Origin of the sequence: Streptomyces sp. NPDC086777, from assembly GCF_040702065.1 — a bacterium.
Taxonomy (GTDB): domain Bacteria; phylum Actinomycetota; class Actinomycetes; order Streptomycetales; family Streptomycetaceae; genus Streptomyces.
Genome location: NZ_JBFBJI010000025.1, coordinates 124,461 through 142,197, shown reverse-complemented (window position 1 = coordinate 142,197; position 17,737 = coordinate 124,461). Strand labels below are relative to the sequence as shown.

The 17,737-nt window shown below is 71.9% G+C and carries 16 protein-coding genes; 10 read left to right on the top strand and 6 right to left on the bottom strand.

Features of this window, described 5'->3' with window-relative positions:
• Window positions 1–56 precede the first annotated feature (56 nt).
• A complete protein-coding gene (locus AB0472_RS30865) occupies window positions 57–545 on the bottom strand; it encodes a DUF3515 domain-containing protein (RefSeq protein WP_366361184.1) in 489 nt (162 codons plus the stop codon).
• 20 nt (window positions 546–565) lie between these two features.
• Window positions 566–799, bottom strand: coding sequence for an Lrp/AsnC ligand binding domain-containing protein (locus AB0472_RS30860; RefSeq protein WP_093498875.1), 234 nt, complete (start codon window positions 797–799; stop codon window positions 566–568).
• A 206-nt stretch (window positions 800–1,005) separates the two neighbouring features.
• Between AB0472_RS30860 and AB0472_RS30855 the strand changes: the two genes are divergently transcribed.
• Window positions 1,006–1,971 carry a thiamine-phosphate kinase gene (locus AB0472_RS30855; RefSeq protein ID WP_093498874.1) on the top strand — a complete coding sequence of 322 codons (966 nt, stop codon included), beginning with the start codon at window positions 1,006–1,008 and terminating at the stop codon, window positions 1,969–1,971.
• On the top strand, window positions 1,968–2,783 hold the full coding sequence (gene thiD, locus AB0472_RS30850; protein ID WP_366361182.1) for a bifunctional hydroxymethylpyrimidine kinase/phosphomethylpyrimidine kinase: 816 nt from the start codon (window positions 1,968–1,970) through the stop codon (window positions 2,781–2,783). The genes AB0472_RS30855 and thiD overlap by 4 nt, the downstream gene beginning before the upstream one ends.
• Window positions 2,784–2,804: 21 nt before the next feature.
• On the opposite strand, the gene AB0472_RS30845 is transcribed toward thiD, so the two are convergent.
• Both AB0472_RS30845 and rpmB read right to left on the bottom strand, forming a co-directional pair.
• Entirely contained in the window at window positions 2,805–3,083 is a 279-nt protein-coding gene (locus AB0472_RS30845) for a hypothetical protein (protein ID WP_366361180.1), read from the bottom strand.
• 121 nt (window positions 3,084–3,204) lie between these two features.
• Window positions 3,205–3,390 (bottom strand): 50S ribosomal protein L28, encoded by a 186-nt coding sequence (gene rpmB / locus AB0472_RS30840; protein ID WP_003993230.1) that lies wholly within the window; start codon window positions 3,388–3,390, stop codon window positions 3,205–3,207.
• Window positions 3,391–3,649: 259 nt separating this feature from the next.
• On the opposite strand from rpmB, the gene AB0472_RS30835 reads away from it, so the two are divergent.
• Entirely contained in the window at window positions 3,650–5,326 is a 1,677-nt protein-coding gene (locus AB0472_RS30835) for a DAK2 domain-containing protein (protein WP_366361178.1), read from the top strand.
• A gap of 21 nt (window positions 5,327–5,347) precedes the next feature.
• On the opposite strand, the gene AB0472_RS30830 is transcribed toward AB0472_RS30835, so the two are convergent.
• A complete protein-coding gene (locus AB0472_RS30830) occupies window positions 5,348–8,251 on the bottom strand; it encodes a tetratricopeptide repeat protein (RefSeq protein WP_366361191.1) in 2,904 nt (967 codons plus the stop codon).
• Window positions 8,248–10,074, bottom strand: a complete 1,827-nt coding sequence (locus AB0472_RS30825) for an HSP90 family protein (RefSeq protein WP_366361176.1) — start codon at window positions 10,072–10,074, stop codon at window positions 8,248–8,250. Before AB0472_RS30825 ends, AB0472_RS30830 begins: the two co-directional genes overlap by 4 nt.
• A 168-nt stretch (window positions 10,075–10,242) precedes the next feature.
• Here AB0472_RS30825 and AB0472_RS30820 point away from each other — a divergent pair, with 168 nt between their 5' ends.
• From AB0472_RS30820 to rnc, 7 genes are all read left to right on the top strand, one after another.
• Window positions 10,243–13,461, top strand: coding sequence for a helicase-related protein (locus tag AB0472_RS30820; protein WP_366361174.1), 3,219 nt, complete (start codon window positions 10,243–10,245; stop codon window positions 13,459–13,461).
• Between the two features lie 139 nt (window positions 13,462–13,600).
• Window positions 13,601–14,188, top strand: coding sequence for a 16S rRNA (guanine(966)-N(2))-methyltransferase RsmD (gene rsmD, locus AB0472_RS30815; RefSeq protein ID WP_366361172.1), 588 nt, complete (start codon window positions 13,601–13,603; stop codon window positions 14,186–14,188).
• Window positions 14,189–14,214: 26 nt separating this feature from the next.
• Window positions 14,215–14,694: a pantetheine-phosphate adenylyltransferase gene (gene coaD, locus AB0472_RS30810; protein WP_294004943.1), complete on the top strand. Its 480-nt coding sequence runs from the start codon at window positions 14,215–14,217 to the stop codon at window positions 14,692–14,694.
• Between the two features lie 57 nt (window positions 14,695–14,751).
• Window positions 14,752–15,849, top strand: a complete 1,098-nt coding sequence (locus AB0472_RS30805) for an ATP synthase F0 subunit B (RefSeq protein ID WP_366361169.1) — start codon at window positions 14,752–14,754, stop codon at window positions 15,847–15,849.
• Between the two features lie 132 nt (window positions 15,850–15,981).
• Window positions 15,982–16,632, top strand: a complete 651-nt coding sequence (locus tag AB0472_RS30800; protein WP_093498866.1) for a YceD family protein — start codon at window positions 15,982–15,984, stop codon at window positions 16,630–16,632.
• 2 nt (window positions 16,633–16,634) lie between these two features.
• Window positions 16,635–16,808, top strand: a complete 174-nt coding sequence (gene rpmF, locus AB0472_RS30795; protein WP_003951102.1) for a 50S ribosomal protein L32 — start codon at window positions 16,635–16,637, stop codon at window positions 16,806–16,808.
• Window positions 16,809–16,816: 8 nt separating this feature from the next.
• On the top strand, window positions 16,817–17,671 hold the full coding sequence (gene rnc, locus AB0472_RS30790; RefSeq protein WP_366361167.1) for a ribonuclease III: 855 nt from the start codon (window positions 16,817–16,819) through the stop codon (window positions 17,669–17,671).
• The last annotated feature ends 66 nt before the right edge of the window (window positions 17,672–17,737 follow it).

The following is a 17,737-nucleotide window of genomic DNA, read 5'->3' as shown; positions in this document are numbered from 1 at the left end:
CCCGGCCGAAGGCCGGGGGTACCCCCGGCGCCCCTGGCGGGGCGCTGCCCGGCCCCCTAGTCGGCGATCCCTTCCGGAATCGCCTTTTTGACGGCAGGCGCCAAGCTCACCAGCGGCGCCATGCCGTCCCCGGTCCGCCCCGCGGGAATCGTCACCTCGACATACGCCTTCCGCAACGTCGTGGTGAACCGAAACGATTTGTCGGACTCCTGTTCCAGCAGCCATCCGACGCCGTTCACCTCGACCCCGTCGGCCTCGGCGTCAGCCATCTCCGCAGGCCGCTCGACACCGCAGCGCAGTATGATCGCCGGGTCGCCGCCCCAACCGGCGGTCAACGCCGAGGCCGGTTCGGGATCCAGCCGGTCCAGCTTGTCGACCTTCGTCGGCAGCACCCGGTCAAGGCGATCGCAGAGCGTCGCAACCGCCCCACCCGGACTGGGAACCGCCGCCGACGGGGCGTCGTCCGCTGATGAGCAGCCGGCTGCCGCGATCATCAGCGCGGCGAGCGCGGGCAGACCGAATGGCCGGTGACTGAAGAAGTTCACCGGCCAAGGGTAGACGGGGGCTACAGATGGACCACCGGGCAGGTCAGGGTGCGCGTGATGCCGTCCACTTGCTGGACTCTCGCCACCACCAGCCGGCCGAGTTCGTCGACGGTCTCCGCTTGCGCGCGCACGATGACGTCGTACGGTCCTGTCACATCCTCGGCCTGGATGACTCCAGGGATCTTGCTGATGATCTCGGCGACGGTCGACGCTTTGCCGACCTCCGTCTGGATCAGGATGTACGCCTGTACCACGGAACCTCCAGGGCGGCCACGAGGATCATGTGGGGAAAAGGAACGCCACGGTATCGCGTCGCCGCTCACCGAGGGGAGACCTGCGCGGACAGGGGCTTGCGCGCCGGGGTGCAGGCAGGACAGATGTTGACGGTCACCTCGACCGTATCCAGGACGACGGTGACGCGCGAGCGGGCACGGCAAGGCAGAGAAGGGGCGAAAGGGCAATGAAGGGCACTGTTGGTGAGCTGGGGGAGTTCGGGCTCATCAGGGAGCTCACCTCCCGTCTCACCACCACTCCGGCGGTCCGGGTCGGCCCCGGCGACGACGCCGCGGTGGTCGCCGCGCCCGACCGCCGGGTGGTGGCGAGCACCGACATCCTGCTGGAGGGCCGGCACTTCCGCCGCGACTGGTCCACGGCCTACGACGTGGGCCGCAAGGCGGCCGCGCAGAACCTCGCGGACATCGCCGCCATGGGCGCCGTGCCGACCGCCCTGCTGCTCGGCCTGGTCGTACCCGCCGAACTCCCGGTGACCTGGCCCAGCGAGCTGATGGACGGCATCCGGGACGAGTGCCAGGTGGCCGGTGCCTCGGTGGTCGGCGGCGACGTGGTCCGTGGCGACACGATCATGGTGTCCATCACCGCGCTCGGCGACCTGCGCAACCAGGAGCCGGTCACCCGGGCCGGCGCCCAGCCCGGCGACCTGATCGCCGTCACGGGCTGGCTGGGCTGGTCCGCGGCCGGCTACGCGGTGCTCTCCCGCGGCTTCCGCTCGCCGCGGGCGTTCGTGGAGGCGCACCGCCGTCCCGAGCCGCCGTACCACGCGGGCCCGGCCGCCGCCGCCCTCGGCGCGACCGCGATGTGCGACGTGAGCGACGGGCTGATCGCCGACCTCGGGCACATCGCCGAGGCCAGCAAGGTGCGGATCGACATCCGTTCCGGCGCGATCGACATCCCGACCCAGATGAACGACATCGGCCAGGCCGTCGGCGTCGACCCCATCCAGTGGGTGCTCACCGGCGGCGAGGACCACGCGATCGTGGCGACCTTCCCGCCGGACGTGAAGCTGCCCGCCCGCTGGAAGGTCATCGGCGAGGTCCTCAACCCGTCCGCGCTGCCCCAGGTGACCGTCGACGGCGCGCCCTGGACCAGCAAGGGCGGCTGGGACCACTTCGGGGACATCGAGTCGTGAGCCTGCCGCGCGTACTGACGGTCGCGGGCTCCGACTCCGGCGGCGGGGCCGGGATCCAGGCCGACCTGAAGACCATGCTCGCGCTGGGCGTGCACGGCATGAGCGTGCTCACCGCGGTGACCGCGCAGAACTCGACGGGCGTGCAGGGGGCCTGGGAGCTGCCGGTGGCGGCCGTCCGCGCCCAGTACCGGAGCGTGGTGGACGACATCGGGGTCGACGCGGTGAAGACCGGGATGCTCGCCTCCGCCGAACTCGTTGAGGCGGTCGCCGAGTTGCTCGCCGGGACCGACGCGCCCGTGGTCGTCGACCCGGTCGGCGTCTCCAAGCACGGCGACCCGCTGCTCGCCGCCTCCGCCCTGGACTCGGTCCGCACCGGGCTTCTCCCGCTGGCCACCGTCGCCACCCCGAACCTCGACGAGGTGGCCCAACTCACCGGCGTCCACGTCGAGTCGGAGGCCGACCTGCGCCGGGCCGCGGCGGCCGTGCTGTCGTACGGCCCGGCCTGGGTGCTGATCAAGGGCGGGCACCTGCCCGGCGAGGCCGTCGACCTGCTCACCGACGGCACCGACGAACTCCTGCTGCGCGCACCCCGGTACGACAACCGGCACACCCACGGCACGGGCTGCACCCTGGCGTCCGCGATCGCGTCGCAGCTCGCGAAGGGGCAGTCCGTGCCGGAGGCGGTGGCGGCGGCCAAGGAGTACGTCACCGGGGCGATCGCGGCCGGGTTCGCGCTCGGCGCCGGCATCGGTCCCGTGGACCACGGCTGGGCCCTCAGGGCCCCAGCGGGGCCGGGTACTCCCGCAGCCTGATGTCCGTGGCCGCCTTCTCGGTCATCCTCTTGAAGAACCGGGCCGGCGGCCGGGAGGCGAGCACCCGGTACATCCGGTCCCGGCTGCGGTGCGCCGCTCGGCGAGGGCGGCGCGCCCAGCCGCGGACCAGGTTTCGAACTGGTGTGCGTCCAGGCCGTCGGTGAGGCGCTGGGTGGAGACCGGCCGACCGGCGTCCAGGAGCAGCAGGGTGAGCGGGGTGCGGGGGCGGGGGCCGCCGGGGTCGAGGGGGGTGCCGTCGCCGGTGCGTACGTCCAGGGGGCCCAGGATGCCGAAGCACATGGGATCAGCCTGTCAGGCCTGGTGCCGGGCCCGTCCGGGCACGGCAAAAAGCCGGCCCACCCGGAGGTGGACCGGCTCTGTGCAGCGAACCAGCGGTGGCCGCGCGCTCAGCGACAGTGCGTCAGCGCGAGACCTTGCCGGCCTTGATGCACGAGGTGCAGGCGTTCACGCGCTTCGGCGTCCCGCCGACCACGGTACGCACACGCTGGATGTTCGGGTTCCAGCGACGGGACGTACGGCGGTGCGAGTGCGAGATGTTGTTGCCGAAGCCCGGCCCCTTGCCGCAGACGTCGCAGTTGGCAGCCACGGGTCACTCCAAAGACTTCAGATGCACTTACGGTTGGATCCCGGCATGCCGGGATCCAGATCGTTGGGATCAGAGATCTTGAGTGGCGTTGCCAGGGGAATGGCCCGATCGGATCGGGCAACCGGAGCAGCATACAACGGCTGCGTCCGTTAGACGAAACTAGCATGGCAGCTCAGGGGCCCGCCCCCGGCCCTCTTCCGGCGGACACCCTTCCGGGGTCTACGCTGCGTCCACGTTCGGCCGGCTCAAGGAGGCGCAGGTGGCGCAGGTGCCGCAGACATTCTTCGATGCTCTCGCGGTACGCACCTGGTGCGGACTGTCGCTCGGGGCGCTCGGGCGGGCGCGCGAGGAGATCGACGCGATCAACGTCTACCCGGTGGCCGACGGCGACACCGGCACCAACCTGTACCTGACGGTGGAGTCGGCCACGGGGGCCGTGGAGGCCGTCTTCGCGGGCTACGAGCTGGGCGAGGAGGTGCCGACCCTGGCCGACGCCGTCCGCGCGATGGCGCACGGCGCCCTCATAGGCGCGCGCGGCAACTCCGGCACGATCCTGGCGCAGCTGCTGCGTGGCATGGCCCACGTCCTCACCGAGGGTGAGGCGAATCACATCGAGGCGGACCGGCTGCGGCTCGCCCTGCGGCACGCCGCCGACGCCGCCCGCCGGGCCGTCGCCCACCCCGTCGAGGGCACGGTGCTGTCGGTCGCGGCGGCCGCGGCGGCCGCCGCCGACGCGGCCGAGGACGACTGCGCGGCGGTCGCGCGGGCCGCCTACGAAGGCGCGTGCAAGGCGCTCGCGGCGACGCCGGGACAACTGGCCGCGCTGGAGCGGGCCGGAGTGGTGGACGCCGGCGGCCGGGGACTGGTCGCGGTGCTCGGGGCCCTGGTGGAGGCGTTCACGGGGGAGACACCGGCCGCTTTCGACCTGCACGCGCGCGTGACGGGCGCCGTCGTCCACGCGCACGTCGACGCGGTCTCCGGCGCCCGGGCCGAGAGCCGCGCGGACCGCCCCGGCGGACCCGCCTTCGAGGTCATCTACCTCCTGGAGGCCGAGGACAGCGCCGTGGACCGGCTGCGGACCCGGCTCGACGCCCTCGGCGACTCCCTGGTGATGGTCGGCGGCGACGGCCTGTGGAACGTCCATGTGCACGTCGACGACGCCGGCGCCGCCGTCGAGGCGGGCGTGGAGGCCGGACGCCCGTACCGGATCCGGATCACGCACTTCGGCGCCGGGGACGTGCACACCGGCGGGGCGCGGCCGCCGCGCGAGCGGGTGCAGCGGGCCGTGGTGGCCGTCGTGCCGGGGGAGGGGCTGGTGGGGCTGTACACCGAGGCCGGCGCGACCACCGTGCTCGCCCGCCCGGGAGAGCCGCCCGCCAGCGGGGAACTGGTGGACGCCGTGCGCCGCGCCAACGCGCGCGAGGTGGTGCTGCTGCCCAACGACGCCGACCTGCGGCACACCGCGGCCGCCGCGGCCGAACAGGCCCGCGCGGAGGGCATCCGGGTCGCCCTCATCCCGACCCGCTCGGCGGTCCAGGGCATCTCCGCGCTCGCGGTGCACCAGCCGGACCGCCGCTTCGACGAGGACGTCGTCCAGATGACCTCGGCGGCCGGCGCCACCCGCTACGCCGAGGTCGTGTTCGCGGAGCGGCAGTCCTGGACCATGGCCGGCATCTGCCAGGCCGGGGACGTGCTGGGGCTGATAGACGGGGACGTGGCGGTGATCGGCTCGGACGTGACGGCCACCGCCGAGACCGTCCTGGACCGCATGCTCCAGGCCGGCGGCGAGCTGGTCACCCTCGTCCTCGGCGACGAGGCGCCCGAGGGCGTCGCCGACCGCCTGGAGGCACGCGTGCGCGAGGCGTACCTCGCCGTCGACACGGTGGTCTACCGGGGCGGCCGGCAGGGGGCCCCGCTCCTCATCGGCGTCGAGTGAGCCCCCCGGGGCAGTCCTCGGTCAGTCCTCCGTGGGCTCCAGCAGCTGCCGGGCCTCCGCCCGCCGGGCCCGGACCGTCTCGTCGGCCGGGTCGGCACCCTCGTAGGCGTCCAGCACCGCACGCGCGCGTGCGGCGGCCGCGGCCGGCCTGCTGAGGTCGGCCTCCAGCCAGCCCGCGGCCAGTTCCGCGGCGGTGCGGCTGTGCAGCCCGTCCTCGCCGAGCCCGGCGAACACCGCTGTCGCCGCCGTCATCTGCGCGAGCGCCGCCTCGAACGCCTCCTGGATCGCCGGGTCGTCCGCGTCCTCCGGCACCGAGCGGGCCAGCAGGTCGCCGAACTGGCGGTGGGTGTGCCCGAGTTCACCGGCGAGCCGCTCCGTGGCGGCCGGGTCCCCGGCCGTCTCCAGCGCCGCCTCGCACTCCCGGACCGCGTCCGCCATCAGCCTCCGCGCGCCCTCCGGCCCCGCCTCCGTCCGCAGCGCCAGCCAGGCGCGGGCCCGCAGCGAACGCACCAGGAAGTGCACGTTGCCCATCGCCCGCCACAACTCACCCGCGCGCGTGTAGGCCTGGTCCGCCTCCGCGGGCAGCCCCGCGTTGCCCAGCGACTCCGCGGCCAGGTGGGCGAGGGTGGCGTGGTCGTGCTGCTCGGGCCAGTGCCGGGCGATCTCCGCCGCCTGCAGCCGCCGTTCGGCCGCCGCGTGGTGCTCGCCGAGCTCGCTCAGGCAGTCCCCGAGCCACCACTGGGTCTGGACGACCGCGCCGTCGCCGTGCGTCTCGGCGCTCAGATCGGCCAGCGCCGACTCCAGCACCTCGGCGGCCTCCGCGAACCGCCCCTGCCGCAGCAGGAAGCCGCCCAGCTGGTGCCGGGCCCAGGCGCCCAGGGTGCCGCTCTGCCCGGCCTCGTCGGCCCAGTGCGCCGCCTCCAGGGCGTGCTCGGCGGCCTCCTCGGCCGCGCCCCGGCCGCCGACGACCTCGGCGAGCTGGAGATGCAGCTGGGCCCGTCCGATCGGCTCCACGTACGGCCCGCCGTGCTCCAGCGCCGCACGCAGCGCCCGCTCCGCCTCGGCGAGGTCGCCCTGCTCGTGGGCGAGCGCGGCCACCCGCACCTCGTACTCGACCGCGAACCACGGCAGCTCCGCGCCCACGAACTGCGCCGTCGCCTGCCGGAACAGCGCGCCCGCCCGCTCCCCGTCCCCGGCGTGCTCGGCCAGCTCGGCGAGCATCGCCCGCCCCTCGGCCGCCCGGGACACCAGCCGCAGGTCGGACCCGCCGCGCCCGCCGACCAGTGCCAGCAGCTCCCGTACGGCCTGCTCGGCGTCCCCGGCGCCCGTGGACCGGTCGTGCACCTGCCGCATCAGGATCCGTGCCCGGCTCATCAGCACGGACGCCGTCTGCCGCACCCCGGTCGCGTCGTCCGCGTAGAGGGCGAGGATCCGGTCGTACGGCTCGTCGATCGCGGCCAGCGCCTCGTCCAGCTCTCCCGACAGCGCGCGGACGTAGGCGGCACGCGCGCGTGCCGCGATCGCCTCGCCCTCGTCGCCGGCCTCCGCGTACAGCTGCGCCGCCCGCTCGAACAGCCCGACCCCCTCCGGGCCGCGCCCCATCGCCGTGTGGTCGGCGATCTCCGCGCGGACGTACGTGTCCACCTCGGTCTCCTCGGCGGCCCGTGCCACCGCCGCCCAGGCCTCCAGGGCGTGCGGCCGGAGCGTGTCCGACAGCCGGCGCGCCTCGGCCAGGAGCGCCGGGAACGACTGCTGCTCCGACGGCTCCGGCGCCGGGACGGCCGGCGCGACAGGCCCGGCGGGCGCCGTCCGCACCGCCCGCACACCCAGCGGCAGCCGGTCCACCAGCGGCTGCTGCGCCATCCGCTCGCGCAGCTGGTCGCCGACGTGGGAGGTGCCGTTGCGGGCGTCGAACCGCGCGGCCAGCTCCAGGGCCTCCGCGCGCGCGTGCCCGGCCAGTTCCCCGGCGGTCCAGGCCCGCCCGGCGGGCCCCGGCACCCGCTGCCCGCCCAGCCCCAGCCCGGTCAGCCGGTCCATCAGCAGTGCCACCACCGCCAGGAAGTCCATCCGGCTGCGCGGCTGCCCGGTGTCCGTGAAGTAGGCGGGACGTTCCGCCAGCAGCTCCAGACCGCGCGCCTCGTTGCCGGTCAGCGCGCAGAACTCGACATGGTCCGCGTAGGCGCCCCGCATGCTCTCCATCGGGCGCACCAGACGGAAACCGCGCAGGTGATGCGCGCGCGCCTCGTCGACGCGGCCGAGGCGCAGCAACGGCACCAACGAGGAGGCCAGGACCGTGTGCGGCTCGTGCGCGCAGCTGTACTCGCCGTCCAGCACCGGACCCCACAGCTCCAGGGCCGCCTCGTCCCGGCCGTTCTTCAGCTGCCAGCCGCCCTGCCCGTGCAGCTCGCACGCGTGGCAGTCGGCCATCCGGTCCCGGTCCGCCGCCAGCCAGGCCGCATACGCCCGCTCCGCGCGCGGCAGGTCGCCGACGTGCCCGGCGACGCTGAACTCCGCGCTGCGCACCGCCCGCTCGGAGTGCCCGGCCAGCCGGTAGCGGTGCTCCATCTCGCCCAGCCACTTCTCGATGGAGGCGAGCGGGATGTGCGGCTGGTCGAGCATCCCGGCCGTCATCCACTTGAAGACCCAGTGCAGGGAATGCGTCTCGTACTCGTCGAAGTCCTCGGGCCGCTCGTCCCACATCCGCAGCAGCCGCGCGAACGGGACGAACATCTTGTCCTTCTCGGAGCTGTAGTTGTAGACCTTCAGCTGGTGCCCGAGCGCCTCGATCACGGCGAGCGGGATGTTCAGCCTCTCGGCCTCCGCCAGCAGCTGCTCCGCGCGCGCGTTGCGGGCGGGCCCCTCCGGCTCCTCGGAGTTCTCCGCCATCGCCCGGCGCAGCGAGTCGAAGTCAGCAATCTCCATCAGCGACCGTCTTCCCCATGAGTGGCCCACTCCAGGAGGCCGATGAACGAGCGGTTGAGCAGCGCGGAGTCGGCCGGGCGCAGCGGGCGCTGGGCCATCAGCAGCGCCTGACCGTAGAGCGACTCGGTCGCGGTGCCGATCAGCTCCGGGTCCTTGAGGGCACTGATCCGCCGGATCAGCGGGTTGAGGTGGTTGAGCACCAGCCGGGCCCGGGGCGCGCTGCCGCGCAGCGAGCCCAGGATGCCCGCCCACAGGTCGTCGGCCTGCTCCTCGGCCTCCGCACGGGCCTGTTCGTGACGGGCGGCGCGGTCGTCGAGGTGCAGGGCGGGGACCGAGAGGGGGTGGAAGGCCCGCAGCACGATGTCGCATTGCAGCGGGTCCAGCTTCGCCCGCGCCACCCCCAGGAACCCCGCCACCGCCAGCTCCTCCGCCGGGTCCACGGCGTCCAGGTGCGCGGTCACGGTGTCCGCGTCCAGCTCCGCGACGACCGTCCCGGGCCGCACCGACGGCAGCGCCTCGACCAGCTCGCTGTCGTACGTGTAACCGCCGTTGACCACCCCGACGCCCTGCGCGGAGGCGATCGGCGCGACCTGCCGGTACTCCTCGACCGTCCGCGTGAAGTGCACCACCGGGTGCCGCTGCGCGAACTCCTCCAGGGACAGCTGTCCGTCGGTGGTCTCGAAGGGGAGCCACGGCAGCATCGTCCGCAGCATCTCCGGGTCGTGCCGGGCCAGCGACTTCACCCCGAGGTGGTGCACGGACAGGAACGCGGAGAGCCGTTCCGGATCCCCGGCGGCGAGCCCGGTCAGCCAGGACCGAATCCTTTCGCCGAGCGCCTCCCGTACGGCCGCCAGCGTCTCGTCCTCGTACAGCGACTCGCGCGAGGCGGTCGGCCGCAGGCTGTCCGTGTCCAGTACGCAGCGCACGAAGAACGCCCAGTCCGGCAGCAGCTGTTCGGCCCGCTCGGTGAGCAGCATCCCCTTGAGGTGCACGCGGTGCGTGGCCCGCTGCGCCGGACTCACCGCCGACGGCAGCACGTAAGCCACCCCGCGGATCCCGGCCAGCGGCACGTCCAGCGCGATCGAGTCCAGCGGCGTGAACCCGAACAGCTCGTGACAGTGCCGGGCCAGCGCCACCCGCCGGGTGCTGGGGGAGGGGTACGGCCGGTCCCAGGGCGCCGGCAGGTCGGTGACCGCCTCGTCGCCCACCCGGACGTCGTACGGCAGCAGCGAACCGAAGTCCCGCGCCAGCGCGAGCACCCGCCGCTCGTCCAGCCACTCCGCCGCACCCGCCCGCGCCACCAGGTACACGGTGGTACCGGGCTCGGGCCGGGCCTCGGGGGCCAACGTCCGCACGGTGTACGACCCGTCGTCCCGGGCCGTCCACTCCACGGGCGGCGCGTCCGGGGTGCGGGCGCTGCGGCTGACCACCCGGATCCGCTCGGCGACCACGAAACACGCCAGCAGCCCGATGCCGAACTGGCCCAGGAAGTCGGAGCGGGCCTCCTGCAGCCCGTCGCCCCGCTTGGAGCTGCGCCCGATCGTGGCGAGCAGGCTGTGCACGTCCGACTCGGTGAGCCCGACGCCGCTGTCCTCCACCCGGAGCGAGCTGCCGTCCGCGTACAGCCGCACCCGCGCCGGGGCGCCGGGCTGCTCGGCCCGTCTCGCGGTGATCGCGTCCACGGCGTTCTGCAGCAGTTCGCGCAGGTAGACCTTGGGGCTGGAGTACAGGTGATGGGAGAGCAGGTCCACCAAACCACGCAGGTCGACCTGGAACGTATGAGGTGACTGTGATGCCTGGGATGACTGTGAGGTCTGGGAGTCCATCGTCGCAGCGCCGGAGGGGGGAGACGTGGTCGGCGCGGGGTCGGGCGGTCCCTGGTGGGGCGGTGACCGCGGAAGGATGGCCGGAGCGCGCCATCCTATGACTCAAAACGGCCGCCTGACCAGGGGTTTCCCGAGACATATACGGCATTGTCAGTGACGTGGTGTGCAATGGATCTCGTGCCCGCACTGGAAGAACCACTGAAGAAAGTGCTCGGCCCAGCCACCGCAAAGGTGATGGCCGAGCATCTCGGCCTGCACACCGTCGGCGACCTCCTGCACCACTATCCCCGCAGATACGAGGAGCGCGGCCAGCTCACCCACCTCGCCGACCTGCCCATGGACGAGCACGTGACGGTGGTCGCCATGGTCGCCGACGCCCGCCTGCACACGTTCGCCTCCGCCAAGGCGCCCCGCGGCAAGGGCCAGCGCCTGGAGGTGACGATCACCGACGGCAGCGGCCGGCTCCAACTGGTCTTCTTCGGCAACGGCGTGCACAAACCCCACAAGGAACTCCTGCCCGGCACCCGCGCGATGTTCGCCGGCAAGGTCTCGGTCTTCAACCGCCGCCTGCAACTGGCCCACCCGGCGTACGAGCTGCTCCAAGGTGACGACCCGGCCGAATCCGTGGAGACCTGGGCCGGAGCCCTGATCCCGCTCTACCCGGCCACCGCCAAACTGGAGTCCTGGAAGATCGGCAAGGCGGTCCAGACGGTCCTCCCGAGCGCCCAGGAGGCCTTGGACCCCCTCCCCCCACCCCTCCGCGAAGGCCGCGGCCTGGTCTCCCTCCCCGAAGCCCTCCTCAAGATCCACCGCCCGCACACCAAGGCGGACATCGCGGCGGCCCGCGACCGCCTCAAGTGGGACGAGGCCTTCGTCCTCCAGGTCGCCCTGGCCCGCCGCCGGCACGCCGACGCCCTGCTCCCGGCGCTGGCCCGCAGACCGTCCCCCGACGGCCTCCTCACGGCCTTCGACGACCGCCTCCCCTTCACCCTCACGGACGGCCAGCAGAAGGTCTCGAAGGAGATCTTCGACGACCTGGCGACGGAACATCCGATGCACCGGCTGCTGCAGGGGGAGGTGGGTTCCGGGAAAGCTCAACCCCTGGACTCGCTTGTGCTCACCCCCCGCGGTTTCCGTCGGATGGGGGACCTGGGGGTGGGCGACGAGGTCGTTGTGCCCGCAGGAGAGATCGCTCTGGTCGACGGGGTCTTTCCGCAGGGGGAGCGGGATGTGTGGCGCGTCGTGCTCTCCGACGGAAGTTCGGTGGAATGCGATGACGAACACCTCTGGATCGTCGGCACGAGTTGCGGCTGGGACCGTGGTCAGCCCCCCAAGGTGATGACTACCCGGGAAATCCGACACGATCTGTTCAAGGCCGACGGGTCGTCGAAGTGGTACATCCCGGCGGCGACCCCCGTGGATCTCGGCGGCGACTCCGGTCTTCCTCTGGACCCCTACCTTTTCGGGCTCCTGTTGGGCGACGGCTCGTTCCGGCACAATCTGCGGTTTTCCACCGTCGACGCGGAGATTCGCGATGCATTGGTGGCGGCGTTGGCTCCGGACTGTCGGCTCGTCCCGGTGACCGGTTCGCGGTGCGATTACACCATTCAGCTGACCCGACGTTCGGGCGGTGCCCGTAACCCGGTCATCCAGATCTTGCGTGATCTGGGTCTTTGGGGGCTGACGTCGCACGGCAAGTTCATTCCCGCCGAATTCAAGAACACGTCGATCAAGAACCGCCTCGCCCTCCTGCAGGGGCTCATGGACACCGACGGTACGGTTGATCAGAACGGCTTGGGTATTTCCCTGTGCTCGGCCTCGCCGACGTTGGCGGACGACGTGGCCTGGCTCGTGCGCTCCCTGGGGGGCCGGGCGCGTGTTCTGCCCGAGAAGGCCGCTTTCAACGTCTCGGTGGCGCTACCCGACGGCTACCCGCCGTTCCGGCTTACCCGCAAGGTCGAACGCCTACGTCCACGTGCGAAGTACGACACCTTCCGTCGGGGCATCCGCACTGTGGAACACGTGGGACGGAAGCCGGTCCAGTGCATCAGCGTCGCTCACCCGAGCCACGCGTATGTCACCGACAACTTCACCGTCACGCACAACACGATGGTCGCCCTCCGCGCGATGCTCGCCGTCGTCGACGCGGGCGGTCAGGCGGCCATGCTCGCCCCCACCGAGGTCCTGGCCCAGCAGCACCACCGCTCGATCACCGAGATGATGGGCGAGCTGGCCGAGGGCGGCATGCTCGGCGGCGCGGAGCACGCGACCAAGGTCGCCCTCCTCACCGGCTCGATGGGCACGGCGGCCCGCCGCCAGGCGATGCTGGACCTGGTCACCGGGGACGCGGGCATCGTGATCGGCACACACGCGCTGATCGAGGACAAGGTCCAGTTCCACGACCTCGGCCTGGTGGTCGTGGACGAGCAGCACCGCTTCGGAGTCGAGCAGCGCGACGCGCTGCGCGGCAAGGGCAAGCAGCCCCCGCACCTCCTCGTCATGACCGCCACCCCCATTCCCCGCACGGTGGCGATGACGGTCTTCGGCGACCTGGAGACCTCGGTCCTGGACCAGCTCCCGGCCGGCCGGTCCCCGATCGCCACCCACGTCGTCCCGGCCGCCGACAAGCCCCACTTCCTCGCCCGCGCCTGGGAACGGGTCAGGGAGGAGGTCGGCAACGGCCACCAGGCCTACGTCGTCTGCCCCCGCATCGGCGACGAGGAGGACGACCCGGGGAAGGCGAAGAAGTCCGCCGAGGACGAGGCGGAGAAGCGCCCCCCGCTCGCCGTGCTGGACGTGGCCGACCACCTCGCCAAGGGCCCGCTGAACGGCCTCCGCGTCGAGGTCCTGCACGGCCGCATGCACCCGGACGACAAGGACGCGGTGATGCGCCGCTTCGCCGCCGGCGACACGGACGTCCTGGTGGCCACCACGGTCATCGAGGTCGGCGTCAACGTCCCCAACGCCACCGCCATGGTCATCATGGACGCCGACCGCTTCGGCGTCTCCCAGCTCCACCAGCTGCGCGGCCGGGTGGGCCGCGGCTCGGCCGCCGGCCTCTGCCTCCTGGTCACGGAGATGCCGGACGCGAGCGCGGCCCGCCAGCGCCTCACGGCGGTCGCCTCCACCCTGGACGGCTTCGAGCTGTCGAGGATCGACCTTGAGCAGCGACGAGAGGGCGACGTCCTCGGCCAGGCCCAGTCCGGCGCCCGCTCCAGCCTCCGCGTCCTCGCCGTGATCGAGGACGAGGAGATCATCGCGGAGGCACGGGAGGAGGCGACCACCCTGGTCGCGAAGGACCCTGAGCTGACCGACCTCCCCGGTCTCCGGACGGCCCTGGACGCCCTGTTGGACGAGGAGAGGGAGCAGTACTTGGAAAAGGGGTGAAGCTGCCCTACGTAAAGGGGCGCGGGGAACTGCGCGACCGGCCACATCGCACCCGCAGCCGCCGTCCCAGACCAGGCACCCACCCCGGTAGGCCTGCCAAACTGAACCCGTCAAGCCGCCCTCGAAGAAGGACCCCCCCATGACCCGCGTGATCGCCGGCGCAGCCGGTGGACGTCGGCTGACGGTGCCGCCAGGCACAGGCACCCGCCCCACCTCCGACCGCGCACGCGAAGGCCTCTTCTCCACCTGGCAGTCCCTCCTCGGCGCCCCCCTGGACGGCGAACGCGTCCTCGACCTCTACGCCGGCTCGGGCGCCGTGGGCCTGGAGGCGCTGTCCCGCGGTGCCGGCCACACCCTCCTGGTGGAGGCCGAACCGAGAGCCGCCCGCGTCGTCCGTGAAAACGTAAAGAATCTGGGGCTCCCCGGGGCCGAGGTAAGAGCGGGCAGGGCCGAGCAGATCGTCCGGTCCCCGGCACCCGCAGAGCCGTACGACATCGTCTTCCTCGATCCTCCGTACGCCGTCACGGACGACGATCTTCGGGAGATTCTCCTCACACTCCACTCCGGGGGCTGGCTCGCGCCGGACGCTCTCGTCACCGTGGAGCGCAGCACCAGGGGTGGCGTTTTCGACTGGCCGGCCGGTTTCGAAGGCCTCCGGTCCCGTCGCTACGGCGAGGGAACGTTTTGGTACGGTCGCGCCGCCGCTACGTGCGAAGACGCACGATGACCGGACCGGAGAGCGAGGGATCTCAAGTGCGCCGCGCCGTCTGTCCCGGGTCGTTCGACCCGATCACCAACGGACACCTCGACATCATTGCCCGTGCGTCCCGCCTCTACGACGAGGTCTACGTCGCGGTGATGATCAACAAGTCCAAGAAGGGCCTGTTCGAGATCGACGAGCGGATCGACCTGATCCGCACGGTCACCGCCGACTACGGCAACGTCCGCGTCGAGGCGTTCCACGGCCTCCTCGTGGACTTCTGCAAGCAGCGCGACATCCCGGCCATCGTCAAGGGCCTCAGGGCCGTCAGCGACTTCGACTACGAACTGCAGATGGCCCAGATGAACAACGGCCTTTCGGGCGTCGAGACCCTGTTCGTGCCGACTAACCCGACCTACAGTTTCCTCTCCTCCTCGCTGGTCAAGGAGGTGGCCCAGTGGGGCGGCGACATCGCGCACCTGGTTCCGCCGGCCGTTCTGGAGGCCCTCAACAAGCGTCTCGGCAAGGACTGATGGGGCTACAGTCGTCTCGTCCGTCTCCAACCCAGCTGTAGAGAGTGGCGAGCACAGGTGGACGTGCAGAAGAAGCTCGACGAGATCGTGGGCACGGTCTCCGGCGCCCGGTCCATGCCCATGTCGGCGTCGTGCGTGGTCAACCGCGCCGAGCTGCTCGCGATGCTCGAAGAACTGCGCCAGGCGCTGCCCGGCTCGCTCGCGCAGGCCGAGGAGCTGATCGGCGGCCGTGACCAGATGGTCGAGCAGGCCCGCATGGAGGCCGAGCGGATCATCGAGACCGCGCACGCCGAGCGCGGCTCGCTGATCTCGGACACCGAGGTGGCCCGCCGTTCCCAGGCCGAGGCCGACCGGATCCTCGCCGAGGCCCGCCAGGAGGCCGAGGAGGTCCGCGCCGACGCCGACGACTACGTCGACTCCAAGCTCGCCAACTTCGAGGTCGTCCTCACCAAGACCCTCGGCTCGGTCGGCCGCGGCCGCGAGAAGCTGCTCGGAACCGGCCCCGGCCTGGACGAGCAGGGATACGAGGACGAGGACGCCCCCGAGCGCAGTCACGACCCCGAGACCCTGCGCCGGGACGCCGACGCCTACGTGGACGTCAAGCTCGGCGCCTTCGAGGCAGTGCTCGCCAAGACGCTGGAGGCCGTCGGCAAGGGCCGTGCCAAGCTGCACGGCAGGATCGCCTCCGACGCCCTCGGCGCCCTGGCCGACGACAACACGACGTTCCAGCACTCCAGCGACGCCGACTACCTGGCCGACCTCGCGGCCCTCGCCGACCAGGACGCCCAGGCGGAGGCGGCCCAGGCCGAGCAGCCCGTGATCCCCTCCCAGCAGCAGCCGCAGTACGACCAGCAGCCCATGCAGCAGCCCGTGGCGCAGGATCCCTACGGCTACCCCCAGCAGCAGCCCGTCTACGCCCAGCAGGACGCGTACGGCTACCAGCAGGACCCCTACGGCTACCAGCAGGCGGATCCGTACGCCGCCGCCTACCAGGGCTACGACACCGGTCAGCAGCCCGTCTACGACCCCCAGCAGCAGGCGGCCCAGCAGCATCAGCAGCAGCAGTCGTACGCCCTCGACGAGACCAGCCTCTTCGACACCAGCATGATCACGCCGGAGCAGCTGAGGGCCTACGAGCAGGGCCGGGGCCTGTAGCAGGCAGGCGGATTGGGCCGACAGCGAAAGGTCCAGTATCCTGGCTCTTCGGTCGCGTCTACGTCCGCGATCCACGCTGCCCGGAGTCGTCTCCGGACGGCGTCCCTCTGAACTCGAAGATCGAAAGCAGGAATGGCTCCTCACGCGCGCCTCGACCACCGCAACCCGTTCGTGTTCGACACACACGAGCTGGGGCGGCGTCCTGGGGCGCTGCAGCGCCTGACCCGCACGATCGACGCTCCCGAGGACTTCGGGATCAAGGGGGTCATCGGAGTGCCGCAGGGCGCCCCGGTGGAGCTCGAACTCCGGCTCGAGTCGGTCATGGAAGGTGTGCTCGTCACAGGCACCGCCCGTGCACAGGCCGAGGGGGAGTGCGTAAGGTGTCTGGAGCCGGTCGGGCAGGAGCTCGAAGCGGACTTCCAGGAACTGTTCTCGTACCCTGACGCCGACGACCGGGGCCGTGTGATCGCGGAACCGGGCGACGACGCCGAGGACGACGAGGACAGGTTCTTCATCGAGGACGGCCTGTTCGACCTCGAACCCGTGCTGCGCGATGCGGTGGTGCTCGCACTGCCCATGCAGCCGGTGTGCCAGGACGACTGCCTGGGCCTGTGCTCCGAGTGCGGAGCCCGGCTCACGGACGACCCGGACCACCACCACGACGCCGTCGACATTCGTTGGGCGGCTTTGCAGGGACTCGCCGGATCCATGAAGGACGGCGAGAAGGACGAGATGAGCGGCGCTGACGCGGAAGCGGGCGTCGACGAGAAGCAGGAGAAGTAGCCGTGGCTGTTCCGAAGCGGAAGATGTCGCGCAGCAACACGCGCCACCGCCGGTCGCAGTGGAAGGCTGCGGTCCCCACCCTGGTTGCGTGCGAGCGCTGCCACGAGCCCAAGCAGCAGCACATCGCGTGCCCGTCTTGCGGCACCTACAACAAGCGCCAGGTCCTCGAAGTCTGAGCGGCCAGGTGAGAGGCACTGTGTCCAGTCCCAAGAAGGGCGATGAGCCCAAGGCGGACCCAACCGCCAAGAAGAAGACGGACAGCACGGCCTCGTCCCACACGCTTCTGGAAGGGCGGCTCGGCTACAAGCTCGAGTCCGCCCTTCTGGTGCGTGCGCTGACCCACCGTTCCTACGCGTACGAGAACGGCGGCCTGCCGACGAACGAGCGGCTGGAGTTCCTCGGTGACTCCGTCCTCGGCCTCGTCGTCACGGACACGCTGTACAACACCCACCCGGACCTGCCCGAGGGCCAGCTGGCCAAGCTCCGGGCCGCGGTGGTGAACTCGCGTGCGCTCGCGGAGGTGGGTCGCGGTCTCGACCTGGGTTCCTTCATCCGGCTCGGCCGCGGTGAAGAGGGCACGGGCGGCCGGGACAAGGCGTCCATCCTCGCCGACACCCTGGAAGCGGTGATCGGCGCGGTCTATCTCGACCAGGGCCTCGACTCGGCGTCCGAGCTGGTGCACCGGCTCTTCGACCCGCTGATCGAGAAGTCCTCGAACCTCGGAGCCGGCCTGGACTGGAAGACCAGTCTCCAGGAGCTCACCGCGACGGAGGGCCTCGGCGTGCCCGAGTACCTGGTCACGGAGACCGGCCCCGATCACGAGAAGACCTTCACTGCTGCCGCCCGCGTCGGAGGCGTCTCGTACGGCACCGGCACCGGCCGCAGCAAGAAGGAGGCGGAGCAGCAGGCCGCCGAGTCCGCCTGGCGCGCCATCCGCGCCGCGGCGGACGAACGCGCCAAGGCCAGGGCGGCCGAGCAGGCCGCCCAGGCCGAAGCCGAGGAGGACGACGGTCCGCCGTCGTCCGCCGCCTCCGCCTGACGAACAGCGCAGCCCGAGCGCCCGCCACCGTTCCATGGAGGCGGGCGCTCGGATCGTCCACGGTCC

Bases quoted from the DNA above. Each gene is read 5' to 3' on its own strand.
- AB0472_RS30820 (WP_366361174.1), top strand. From the start codon at position 10,243: ATGGATCTCGTGCCCGCACTGGAAGAACCACTGAAGAAAGTGCTCGGC.
- AB0472_RS30845 (WP_366361180.1), bottom strand. From the start codon at position 3,083: ATGTGCTTCGGCATCCTGGGCCCCCTGGACGTACGCACCGGCGACGGC.
- AB0472_RS30855 (WP_093498874.1), top strand. From the start codon at position 1,006: ATGAAGGGCACTGTTGGTGAGCTGGGGGAGTTCGGGCTCATCAGGGAG.
- AB0472_RS30800 (WP_093498866.1), top strand. From the start codon at position 15,982: ATGGCTCCTCACGCGCGCCTCGACCACCGCAACCCGTTCGTGTTCGAC.
- AB0472_RS30825 (WP_366361176.1), bottom strand. From the start codon at position 10,074: ATGGACTCCCAGACCTCACAGTCATCCCAGGCATCACAGTCACCTCAT.
- rsmD (WP_366361172.1), top strand. From the start codon at position 13,601: ATGACCCGCGTGATCGCCGGCGCAGCCGGTGGACGTCGGCTGACGGTG.